An 11141-nucleotide genomic window follows, 5' to 3' on the forward strand; every position below is an offset into this window, starting at 1 on the left:
TCGGAGAACGGGCGGCGGGGCAGGCTCTCCCTCGCGGCGGGGCGGGCTAGGACGTGAGTTGCTGGGCCTTGGCGGCGAGGACGGCGAGCAGGTCGTCGTAGGCCGAGATGAACGACGCCACGCCCTCGCGCTCAAGCTGTTCGGCCACCGCGTCGAGATCGACGAGTGCGCCGACCGACTTCCACACCTGGTGTGCACCCTCGACATCCCCATCGACCGTGCGCGCCACCGTGCCGTGATCCTCGAACGCGTCGAGGGTCGCGTCCGGCACGGTGTTGACCGTGTCGGGGCCGATCAGGGTGTCGACATACAGCGTGTCGGCATAGGCCGGGTTCTTGGTCGAGGTCGAGGCCCACAAGGGACGCTGCGGACGCGCACCCTTCGCCGCGAGCGCCTCCCAGCGATCGCCCGAAAACGTCGAGCGGAACATCTCATAGGCGAGCTGACCCTGCACGAACGCAGCGTGCCCGCGCAACGACAGCGCCTCGTCGGTGCCGATCGCATCGAGGCGCTTGTCGACCTCGGTGTCGACCCGGCTGATGAAGAACGACGCCACCGACGAGATGGTGGACAGGTCGTCGACCCCCGCCGCCACCGCCGCCTCAAGCCCGCTCAGGTAGGCCTCCATCACCTCGGCGTAACGCTCGAGGCTGAAGATGAGCGTGACGTTGATCGAGTGGCCCTCGGCGATCATCGTCGAGATCGGCGCCAGGCCGGCCCTGGTAGCGGGAATCTTCACCATCAGATTCGGAGCATCGATGCGCTCGGCGAGGTCGCGCGCCGCCGCCTCGGTCGCCGCAGAATCGTGCGCCAGTGCCGGGGAAACCTCCACGCTGACGAAACCGTCGGCGCCACCCGAGGCGTCATGGGTGGAGCGCAGCAGGCCGAGCGCATCGTTGATATCGCTGATCACGAGTTCCCAGTAGGCGTCTTCCACCGACGCCCCACCAGCGATCAGCGCCGAGAACTGTTCGTCGTACTCGGTGGCCGACTCGATCGCCTTCTGAAAGATGGCCGGGTTGGACGTGATGCCGCGCACGCCGCGGTCGATCCAACGCTGGATCTCGCCGGAGTGCAACCACTCGCGCTTGAGATTGTCGAGCCACGGACTCTGGCCCTGCTCATCGAAAAGTTCGTGTAGGCGACCCATGTAGTGCTCCGTTCCTGGGCGTTATGGCGGCGAGATCTGTGCGGAACAGGATCAGTTGCCGACGAGTTCGGTGGCCCGAGCGACGACGTTGGCGACGTTGATGCCGAGGCGATCCATGACGACATCACCGGGGGCTGATGCGCCGAACCGATCGATGCCGATCGCGTCGTCGACCCAACGATGCCAGCCGAAGGTCACGCCCGCCTCGATCGACAACGACGGGACCCCCGAGGGGATGACCGATTCCTGATACGCACGCCCGGCGGCCTCGAAACGCTCCCAACTCGGCATCGACACCACGCGGGCAACGATCCCGGCCGAGGCCAGCTCGGCGGCCGCGTCGATGGCTACCGACACCTCCGACCCGGTGGCCACCAGCGTGATCTGCGCATCCGACGGGTCGAGGAGCGCGTAGGCCCCCTTCGCCACACCGTCGTAGCTCGTGCCCGAGAGCACCGGCAGGTTCTGACGGCTCATGATCAGCGCCATGGGTGCGTCGCCCTCGATCATCAGGCGCACCGCGTGGGCCGTCTCGTTCGCATCGGCTGGGCGCATCACGTCGAGGCCGGGGATGGTTCGAAGCGAGGCCACGTGTTCGACCGGCTGATGGGTCGGACCGTCCTCGCCCACGCCCACCGAGTCGTGAGACCAGGCGAACAGCACCTTGGTTCCCATCAGCGCGGCGAGGCGCACCGACGGACGCATGTAATCGGAGAACACCAGGAAGGTCCCGCCGACCGGCAAGATACCCCCGTGAAGCGCCATGCCGTTCATGGTGGCGCCCATCGCATGCTCTCGAACGCCGAAGTGAATCTGACGGCCGTCGGGGGCCTCGGCCGACATCGGCGTCTGCCCCTTGAGTTCGGTGCCGGTGTTGCCGGTGAGATCGGCACCACCACCGGCGATTGCCGGAACCGAATCGACGAGGGAGTTGAGGACCTTCGCGAGTGCGACACGAGTCGCCACCGACTCACCGACCTCAAAGGTGGGAAGTGCATCTGTCCAGCCGGCGAGACCGGTGAGGGATTGGCGCGACTCATAATCGTCGCGGCGGTCGCCGAGCGCTGCCGGAAGTGCCGCCTCCCACGCCGCCCGGGCCTCGCCGCCTCGGACGCCGGCGTTGCGATAGGCGGCGAGCACCTCGTCGGGCAGATGGAACGACTCATCGACCGGAAGCCCCATCACGGCCTTGGTGGCCTCGATGTCGGCGGCCTTGAAGGCGAGGCCGTGTGCCGAGGCCGAGTCGGTGAGGGTGGGCGAGGGGAACCCGATGTGGCTGCGCACCACGATCAGCGTGGGACCGCCACGGTGGGCACGGGCATCGTTGAGCGCCGATTCGAGGGCGTCGAGGTCCTCGGCCGCTTCGCCGAGATCGACGACGTTCCACCCGTAGGCACGGAACCGGCCCACCGCGTTGTCGTCGAGCGCGAGTTCGGTCGGACCGTCGATCGAGATGTGGTTGTCGTCGTAGATGACCGTCAGATTGTCGAGACGCTGGTGGCCGGCGAACGATGCGGCCTCGTGGCTCACGCCTTCGGACAGGTCGCCGTCGCCGGCGATGCACCAGATGTGATGGTTCGACACCGCCTCTCCGAACGATGCCCTGGTCGAACGCTCGGCGATCGCCATGCCGACCGCGTTGGCGATGCCCTGGCCGAGCGGACCCGTGGTGACCTCGACGCCGGCGGTGTGGTGAACCTCGGGATGGCCAGGGGTGAGCGAGTCCCACTGACGAAAGTCGCGAAGGTCGTCGAGGGTCAACCCGTATCCGGTCAGGTACAGCAGGGAATACTGCAGGATCGAGGCGTGGCCGGCCGAGAGTACGAAGCGATCGCGATCGGCCCACTGCGGTGCCGATGCGTCGTATCGCATCACCCGGGTGAACAGCACATGAGCGAGGGGAGCGAGCGCCATGGCCGTGCCCTGATGGCCCGAGTTGGCCTTCGCCGGGGCGTCCATCGCGAGCCCGCGAATCACGTTGATGCCGAGCGTGTCGAGTTCAGCGGTGAAAGCCACCAGGGAGCCCCTTCGAGATGTGTTGTGTGCCGACGTGCACATGGCGTCGGGCGGTCGTGGGTGAGGTGCCCGTCGGGTTCCGAAAGAAACGGCGTCGAGCGAAACATGTCGTCGCCCGGTCACCGACACGTCGACGGCCGCCGAAGCAACTCGGCGGGCCCGGGCGCGCGCCATGCTACTCGCCGCGCCGCGACGCCTCGCCACGTCGGGCGCGCCGCACGGGCGGGGCGAGCCGGCTTCGGCGGAACTCTGCGTTGATGAGGAGCACCCCACCCCGAGCACCACCAGCGCAGCGAGCGACACCGGCGCAGCGACCGACACCACGAGCGCGGTACGACGCTGAACCGTGCGGCGGCACACCGCGCGAAGGTGCACCGCGCGGCCGCGAACCGCGCGGCGGTCCCCGAGGTCACCCGTTGCCGAAGATCGCCAACGCTACCGACTGGGTGTGGACCAGGGTGCGCCCACCCACCGGCCCGATCTCACCCGCACACATCATCCCGGCGACCGCACCGCCGAGCATCTCGACGATCAGCCCCGCATCGTGATCGGGTCCGTCGAACAGCCCGCGTCCCCGTGTCGTGCAGTTGAAGGCCAGCGCACCGGCGACGCCGCCCTCGTGGAGCTCGCGAAGCCTGGATACGAGGTCCTCATGGGCGGAGGCGGCATCGCGCACCTGGAACTGCACCGTGGCGCCGACCGGGATCTCGTCGTCGATCGCCACCGCACCCACCGAACGGTCTGCTCCGAGCACGCTGCGGACCAGGAAGTCGCCGCGGCCGTGTTCGAGCCGGGCCTCGTCGATCACCCGGCCGATGTGCAACCCCGCGGCCATCAGTCGCTTTTCGGCATCGGTGCTCGATTCGACCAGTTCGTTGATGCGTTCGACTGCGCTTCGGCCGCCGATCTCGTACAACACGTTGCGTTCGGCGCGGGTGACGACGAATGGCTCGCCGATCGGTCGACAACCCTGTGATACCGCGGCGCGAACATCGACCGTGTCGGGCAGCCATACCCCGACCGCGCCGGTGGTGAACCGTTCGTCGTCGAGGACCAGGGTGTTGCCCCCAGGGCCGAGCGCCCCCGAGGCCATCCCGCCGACCATGGTCACCCCCGGGGCCACGACTCGCAGGTGGTCGATCACCTGGTCCATGGCGAAGGAGAACGGATCGGCGAGCAGCAACAACGTCCCCTCGTCGGCCTGAAGCGCGGCGCCACCGGCGACCAACAGATGCTCAGCGGTGGGGATCGCCTCGAGGCGGACGGGTTCGACATCGACGCCGAACCGGGCGGCCCACAGCGATATGGCAGCACCGCCCTCGATCTCCTGGCCGCCCCCGAGGACGCCGGCGGCGGTCGCCCCGACGAGCACCCGCGGGTTGAGGAGCCTTCGGACCACGCGGGCGATGTCCTCGATGGCCCCGCCATGGGATCGACTGACGAACACCATGGCGATGTCGGGGGCGGCGTCGAGGGATTCGAGCACCTGACCAACGACCTCGCCGACCGCCTGCGTGGCGAGCGGGTGCTCGCTGAGCGCGGCGGCGAACCTCATGTGACGCCTCGCAGGCGGTCACCGGCTTCGGGCCGCCGAGCATCGCCCCCGCCTGGGTTCTGTAGGTACTTTCGGTGGCCCTGGCCACCGAAAGTACCTACAGAACGGTTGAGCGGCTGGCGAGGGTTCACCCGGCGGCGAGCAAGCTGTAGGGCACGACCGTCGCCGGGCCACCGTCGAGGCGCACGTGGGCCTCCACCGTGCCCGGTTCGTCGTAGCTCAACTCCGCCCGCACGAGGCGATAGCCGAACTTGCCCTGTTCGATGTCGACGGGCTGAGCGTTGCGGGCAATCTGTTCCCCGTCGCGCAGGAACGTCACCTCGAGCGCCGCGACGGTGTTTTCGCCTGGCGCGCAGCGGATGATGACCACCAGATGAGGCGACACCGTCACCGGATAGGGGCCCGGGGGCACCGCCGAGAACTGGATGCCGCTCATATCGATGCGAGTCGATGGACCGGCCACCTGGCGAAGGTTGATCTCGTCCAGGAAGAGTGCGGAGAGAATCTGCATGGCTGCGACGCTAGTGCCGACGCGAGGACCGAGGGCCACGGTCACAACCGCCTCGACGCGTAGGATGGCCGCCATGTCCTCACCAGCTTCGTCGCCCCTCACCCGGCCCGCGACCCACACGCTGTCCGAAGCCGAGTCCAAGGCGTTCCTCGAGCCGTTCGGCGTGTCGATCGCCCCCGAACGCGTCGTGGCCACCGCCGAGGCGGCAGTCGCCGCCGCCGAGGAGATCGGTTGGCCGGTTGTCGCAAAGCTCTGCGGGGACACCATCGCCCACAAGACCGAACGTGGCCTGGTGCGCCTTCATCTCACCGGCGCCGACGCTACGCGACAGGCCGCCCAGTCGCTGCTCGACGCCGCACTGCCCGACGACGGAGAGGTCGGCGTGCTCGTCGCTGCGATGATCAGCGGCACCCGGGAACTCATCGCCGGAGTGGCCCGCGACCCGCAGTTCGGGTTGACCGTCATGGTAGGGATCGGCGGTGTGCTCGCCGAGGCGATCGGCGATGTCGCCGTCGGGCTCGTGCCCATCACCACAGCCGATGCCCACGAGATGATCGATGCGCTCGAGTCGGTGGCGTTGCTTGGTGAGTTCCGGGGCGAACCAGCGGTCGACCGGGAGGCACTGGCCGCAGTGCTGGTCGCGTTGAGCGATGCCGCAGCCTCGAACCCGGCGGTGCACTCGATCGACCTGAACCCGCTCATCATCGCCAATGGCACGCCGATCGCGGTCGACGCGTTGGTCGAACTCACCACCGAAGGAACCCGCTGATGCCCACCGACGAGCAATTCAAGGCGCTCTTTGAGCCGCGTGGCGTGCTCATCGCCGGAGCCTCGACCCACCCCGGCAAGTTCGGGTTCGTGTCGCTGCACAACGTGCTGGCGTGCGGTTTCCCCGGCAAGGTGTTCGCGACGAATCGAGACGGGGCCGAGGTGCTCGGCGTGCAGTCGGTGCCCGACATCGACGAGCTTCCGGCCGGCGAGATCGACCTGGTCTTCGTCTGCACCCCCAAAGACGCCAACCCGGACCTGTTGCGCAAGTGCGCGGCGAAGGGCGTCAAGGCGGCGTTTTTGACCTCGGCCGGCTACGGCGAGGCGGGGGAACAGGGACGCCGCGACGAAGCCGATCTCGTCGCGTTGTGCGAGGAACTTGGAATCCTGCTGGCCGGACCGAACGGCCAAGGGGTGGTATCGACCCCGGCACAACTCTGCGCACAGATCGTCGCGCCCTACCCGCCCGCCGGCCCGATCGGCGTGGCGTCACAGTCGGGGAACTTCATCTCGTCGTTTCTCAACCTGTCGCTGGCCACCGGCGTGGGCATCAGCCGCGCCGTGTCGGCAGGCAACGCAGCCGCCACCGGCGTGGCGGACTTCCTGGGGTTCTACGAGTCCGACCCGGCGACCAAGGTCGGGCTCGCCTATGTCGAAGGGCTCGAGGATGGTCGCGGCTTTTTCGACGCCGTTCGACAGATCACCCCGACAATGCCGGTGGTCGTCGTGAAGGGCGGCGCAACCGCCGGGGGAGCGAAGGCCGCGTCGAGCCACACCGGCTCGCTCGCCACCGACGATCGTGTCTTCGATGGCGCATGTCGACAAGGCGGCCTCACCCGGGCGCGCACCGTCGAGGAGGCCTTCGAAGCGGCGGCCACCCTGGCCACGCAGCCATTGCCAGCGGGCAATCGCGTGGTGGTCATGACCACCGCAGGTGGGTGGGGAGTGGTCACCGCCGATGCCATTTCCGCCAGCCGCACCCTCGAACTCGTCGAGTTGCCCGACGATCTGCTCGCAGCGATCGATGAGCACCTTCCGCCGCGCTGGAGCCGAAACAACCCGGTCGATCTCGCCGGCGGCGAAACCCGCGACACGATTCCGACGGTGATGGAACTCATCGCCCGGCACCCCTCGGTGGATTCGATCGTCTATCTCGGACTCGGCATCCAATCGAACCAGGCGGCGATGATGGTCGACGGACCGTTCTATCCGGATCACGGCCTCGAGCGCATCGTCGAGTACCACCGCCGCCAAGACGCCCGCTTCGCCCACGCCGCGGCCGAGATCTCCGAGGCCACCGGTAAGCCGATCCTGTGTTGCACCGAGCTCGCGATCTCCGATCCGACCAACGCCGGTCCCGCGGCGGTGAGGGCATCGGGCCGTGTGTGTTACGCAACCGCCAATCGTGCGGTCACCGCACTCGAGCACCTGACCCGCTACGCCGAGTTCCGCCGCCACCACGAACAGAACGCGTGACCCGCCGACCATGACCGACCGCCCGCCGACCGACGACTTCTTGCATCAGGCCCCGCAGCAGCAACCGCCGCAACCAACGCGACGACGGTCGCAGCACGCCGGGCCCACCGGGCGAGTCGGGCGCGTCGACGCCTCACCCGGTGCCCGGCCGCGCCGAAGCCGGTCGGCAGTGCTGGTGGGCGCCGGGATGGTCGTCGCCGGACTCCTGGTCGGAGGGTGGGCGTGGAGTGACGAATCGGCACGCTCCGATGCGGCGACTCCCGCGACCTCGTCCGCCGCCAACTCGCCGAGCGCCACCACCGCGGCTCTGTCGGCTCGACGGGTCCCCAAGTTCCTCGTCGCTCCCCAAGCGGACCGGCGGCTGAACAACGCCATCGCTCCGAAGCTCGCTGCCCTGAGCGACACGAGCTGTTTCGAGGTCCGAGACGGCGAGCGCGTCATCGTGTCCCACGGCACCGATCAGGCACTCGCCGTGGCGTCGAACCAGAAGCTGCTCACGGCGTGGGTCGCGCTCGAGGTGCTCGGAGCCGACCACACCTTCACGACCCGTTTCGCCACGACCGCTCCGATCGACGGTGGCGTCATCAACGGCGACCTCTGGATCATCGGCGGCGGCGATCCGCTGCTGGAGTCCGACACGTACCGGTCGACGTTCAAGTGGGGCAAGGGGGCACACACGAGTATCGAGGCGATCGCCGATGAGCTCGCGGCGCTCGGGATCACCGCCATCACCGGGTCGGTCGTCGGGGACGACTCGTTCTTCGACGCCGAGCGAACCGTGTCGACGTGGCCGAGCCGGATGCTGGCCCAGGGACAGGTCGGCCCGCTCAGCGCGCTCAGCGTAAACGATGCCCGAACCTACAGCCCGATTCCGGGTGCTGGCGGGGGCGCGCAACCTGCCTCAGACCCTGCCGCCTGGGCCGCCGACGCATTCACCCAACTGCTGAGCGCCCGTGGCATCGCTGTCGGCGGCGCGCCGGCGAGCGGCCAGGCTCCCGAGACGACGAACACCGTGTTGGAGATCGCCTCGCGTCCCGTATGGCAACTCCTGGCGCAGATGCTGACCTTCAGCGACAACAACACCGCGGAATTGCTGGTGAAGGCCATCGGCCGCGAGGTGTCGGGGGAGGGATCGACCGCTGCGGGGTTGGTCGCCATGGTCGACCGGCTCGGCGGTCTCGGCACCGACATGTCGCAGATCTCCCTGTTGGACGGCAGCGGACTCGACGACGGCAGCCGGGTCACCTGCGATCTGATCCTGGCAACCCTCAACGGCGACGACTCCGACCCCGACCCGTCCCAGGGCGTGCTCGCCGCGGGGTTGCCGACCGCCAATGGAGAGGTGGGCACCTTGCGCGACCGGTTCCACAACAGCCCTGGGGCCGGACGGGTCTTCGCCAAGACGGGCACGCTGCGATCGGTCACGGCGTTGAGCGGCTGGGCCCAGGCGCGCGAGGAACGAATCAGCTTCGCAACGGTGATCAACACCGTCGGGCGCGAGGTGACCGGCGCGGACACCAACGCCGAAGATGCGTTGGCGGCCGCGCTGATCGACTATCCCGATTCGATCGACCCGGCGCTCGTCGGCCCGAGCGTGCCGCGCCCATGACCGATGCCGTCGACGGGGACAGCGACCCGATTGGCACGACCGACCCCGAGTCGCTGCCGATGTTTCCGCTCGGAACCGTCCTCATGCCGACCGGATTGCTACCACTTCGCCTGTTCGAACCCCGCTATCTGCGTTTCATCGAGGATGTGCTCGCGGCGGGCAACGGGTTCGGCGTCGTGTTGATCGAGCGCGGCAGCGAGGTGGGCGGCGGCGACCAACGGTGCATGATCGGCTGTCGCGCCGTCGTGCATCGAGCCGACCAGGCCCTCGATGGCACGTGGCAGGTCCTGGCGATCGGCACCGAACGCATCGAGGTGGTCGACTGGCTGGCCGACGACCCCTACCCGCGGGCTCTCGTTCGACCGCTGCCGGACCGTTCCTCGCCGGTAGCGGCCGACGACGACCCCCGGTGGCTGGAGCTGGACACGTCGTTTCGCCATCTGGTGCGACTCGTGTCCGAACGAACCGGTCGCGGCCCGATCGAGGAGATCGAACTCGCCGACGACCCGGCGCTGGCGACCTTTCAGATGGCCGCGGTCCTGCCGCTCAACCCGTTCGATCGCCAACGGATCCTGGCATCATGCGACGTGGATGAGCGTCGCCGCATCCTGCTCGAATGTTTCGAGGACCTCGCCGTGCTTGTGAGCGGCGAGGAGAACCACTAGGAAAGGAAGCCGTCGTGACGAATCCGAGGAGAACCGATGGCTGATGCCAACGCACCACGCACGAAGCCGGCCGATCACGTCAACGAATTGAAGGGACTCGTCGTCGGCTACGCGAAACAAGAGACCGTCGATCCGCTCAAATCCCTCGGGCGATACCTGGGCTACGGGCTCGGCGGGGCGTTTCTCGTGGGGGTCGGGATGGTGTTCTTGCTGATGGCGTTGCTTCGCGGCCTGCAGTCGGCGCCATGGTTCGACCACAACAGCGGTGCGGCGTCGCTCGTGCCGTATGCGGCAACCTTCGTCGCCGCCATCATCGTCATCGCCGTCGCCGGCTATCTGGGCTTCAAGAACGATCCAAACAAGAAGAAAGACGCAGCGTCGTGAGCACCGAGAAAATCACCCCCGACGACATCAAGGCCAAGCTGTCGGCGATTCAGGACGAGGCCACCGGCACGGTCGAAGGCGCGAAAAGCCAATTGATCACCGTCGGCGCCATCGTCGCGTTGGGTGTGTTGGTCATCGCCTTCATCCTCGGCCGCCGGGTCGGGGTCCGAAAGAACACGATCATCGAGGTGAGGCGCGCGTGAGCGCCACGACGCGACGGCTCCGTTCCCTCGCGCTCGACCGAACCTTCGGCGGAGGATTCGCAGGCTTCGCCGCGTCGGTTGCCATCGGTTGGGGAATCGACCAGCTTCGCAAGGTCGGCGATCCGGTCACTATCGATGCGACCGACCTGCGCCCCGGCGAGCAGTACGTCGTGACCGCGAGACCCGCGATGAAACGCAAGGAACGAAAGGTCTTCGCCAAACAGCAGGCCGCTCGTCGCCGCCTCAACACCGCCACGGCGCCGTCGCGGTCGACGGTTCGCGTTGCCCGGAAGCTTTCGCGTGCACAACGCCAGGCGGATCGGCGTCCCACCGGCTCACCTCGCCAGCAGCGGGCGGTGCGCCGCTCGGAACGCCTCGGGGCGGCTTATGACCGCCGTGTCGTACCGAGCCGCAAGGTCGCGAGGCTTCAACGCAACGCCGATGCCCTCGACGCCGAACTCGCCGCACTGCGCGCGGCGAAGGCGGGCCCTCGCAAACGCCGGGTTCCACGCACCCGCATCTACCGCTGAGCCGCGACGATGCGCGCTGTGAACTCGCCGGTGATTTCACCGGCCCGGCGATCGGCCAAACTAGGGGTGTGAAGGTCACGTTGCGTCACCCAACCCGCGAGATCGAGGTCTCGGGGCCCATCAGTGTCATCAAGTTGTTGAACCGACTCGAGTTCAACCGTGAGTCGGTGTTGCTCGTACGCAATGGCGAACTCGTCCCCGGCGATTCGATGCTCGACGACGACGACGTCATCGAGATCCGCCCGGTCATCAGCGGCGGTTAGGAGGCGACAGC

12 protein-coding genes are annotated in these 11141 nt (G+C 68.0%); 8 read left to right on the forward strand and 4 right to left on the reverse strand.

Annotation, left to right across the window (positions count from 1 at the left end):
* Positions 1-46: 46 nt before the first annotated feature.
* The 4 genes from tal to M9952_08100 all read right to left on the reverse strand — a co-directional run bounded on the left by tal (position 47) and on the right by M9952_08100 (position 5232).
* Entirely contained in the window at positions 47-1150 is a 1104-nt protein-coding gene (tal, locus tag M9952_08085) for a transaldolase (GenBank protein ID MCO5312876.1), read from the reverse strand.
* Positions 1151-1201: 51 nt separating this feature from the next.
* Complete coding sequence (tkt, locus tag M9952_08090) at positions 1202-3166, reverse strand: transketolase (GenBank protein MCO5312877.1); 1965 nt, start codon at positions 3164-3166, stop codon at positions 1202-1204.
* Positions 3167-3575: 409 nt separating this feature from the next.
* Positions 3576-4721 carry an FIST C-terminal domain-containing protein gene (locus M9952_08095; GenBank protein ID MCO5312878.1) on the reverse strand — a complete coding sequence of 382 codons (1146 nt, stop codon included), beginning with the start codon at positions 4719-4721 and terminating at the stop codon, positions 3576-3578.
* 127 nt (positions 4722-4848) lie between these two features.
* Positions 4849-5232: a hypothetical protein gene (locus tag M9952_08100; protein MCO5312879.1), complete on the reverse strand. Its 384-nt coding sequence runs from the start codon at positions 5230-5232 to the stop codon at positions 4849-4851.
* A gap of 73 nt (positions 5233-5305) precedes the next feature.
* Between M9952_08100 and M9952_08105 the strand changes: the two genes are divergently transcribed.
* From M9952_08105 to M9952_08140, 8 genes are all read left to right on the forward strand, one after another.
* A complete protein-coding gene (locus tag M9952_08105) occupies positions 5306-6001 on the forward strand; it encodes an acetate--CoA ligase family protein (GenBank protein MCO5312880.1) in 696 nt (231 codons plus the stop codon).
* The gene (locus tag M9952_08110) at positions 6001-7476 is read left to right on the forward strand and encodes a CoA-binding protein (GenBank protein MCO5312881.1); all 1476 of its coding nucleotides are present in this window, start codon (positions 6001-6003) and stop codon (positions 7474-7476) included. Before M9952_08105 ends, M9952_08110 begins: the two co-directional genes overlap by 1 nt.
* 175 nt (positions 7477-7651) lie before the next feature.
* Positions 7652-9085, forward strand: coding sequence for a D-alanyl-D-alanine carboxypeptidase/D-alanyl-D-alanine-endopeptidase (gene dacB, locus M9952_08115; protein ID MCO5312882.1), 1434 nt, complete (start codon positions 7652-7654; stop codon positions 9083-9085).
* The gene (locus M9952_08120; GenBank protein MCO5312883.1) at positions 9082-9750 is read left to right on the forward strand and encodes an LON peptidase substrate-binding domain-containing protein; all 669 of its coding nucleotides are present in this window, start codon (positions 9082-9084) and stop codon (positions 9748-9750) included. The genes dacB and M9952_08120 overlap by 4 nt, the downstream gene beginning before the upstream one ends.
* Before the next feature lie 36 nt (positions 9751-9786).
* The gene (locus M9952_08125) at positions 9787-10134 is read left to right on the forward strand and encodes a phage holin family protein (GenBank protein ID MCO5312884.1); all 348 of its coding nucleotides are present in this window, start codon (positions 9787-9789) and stop codon (positions 10132-10134) included.
* A complete protein-coding gene (locus tag M9952_08130) occupies positions 10131-10337 on the forward strand; it encodes a hypothetical protein (protein MCO5312885.1) in 207 nt (68 codons plus the stop codon). The genes M9952_08125 and M9952_08130 overlap by 4 nt, the downstream gene beginning before the upstream one ends.
* Positions 10334-10867, forward strand: coding sequence for a hypothetical protein (locus tag M9952_08135; protein MCO5312886.1), 534 nt, complete (start codon positions 10334-10336; stop codon positions 10865-10867). Before M9952_08130 ends, M9952_08135 begins: the two co-directional genes overlap by 4 nt.
* Positions 10868-10935: 68 nt before the next feature.
* The gene (locus tag M9952_08140) at positions 10936-11130 is read left to right on the forward strand and encodes a MoaD/ThiS family protein (GenBank protein ID MCO5312887.1); all 195 of its coding nucleotides are present in this window, start codon (positions 10936-10938) and stop codon (positions 11128-11130) included.
* The last annotated feature ends 11 nt before the right edge of the window (positions 11131-11141 follow it).

This window comes from Microthrixaceae bacterium, from assembly GCA_023957975.1.
Lineage (GTDB): Bacteria > Actinomycetota > Acidimicrobiia > Acidimicrobiales > Microtrichaceae > JAMLGM01.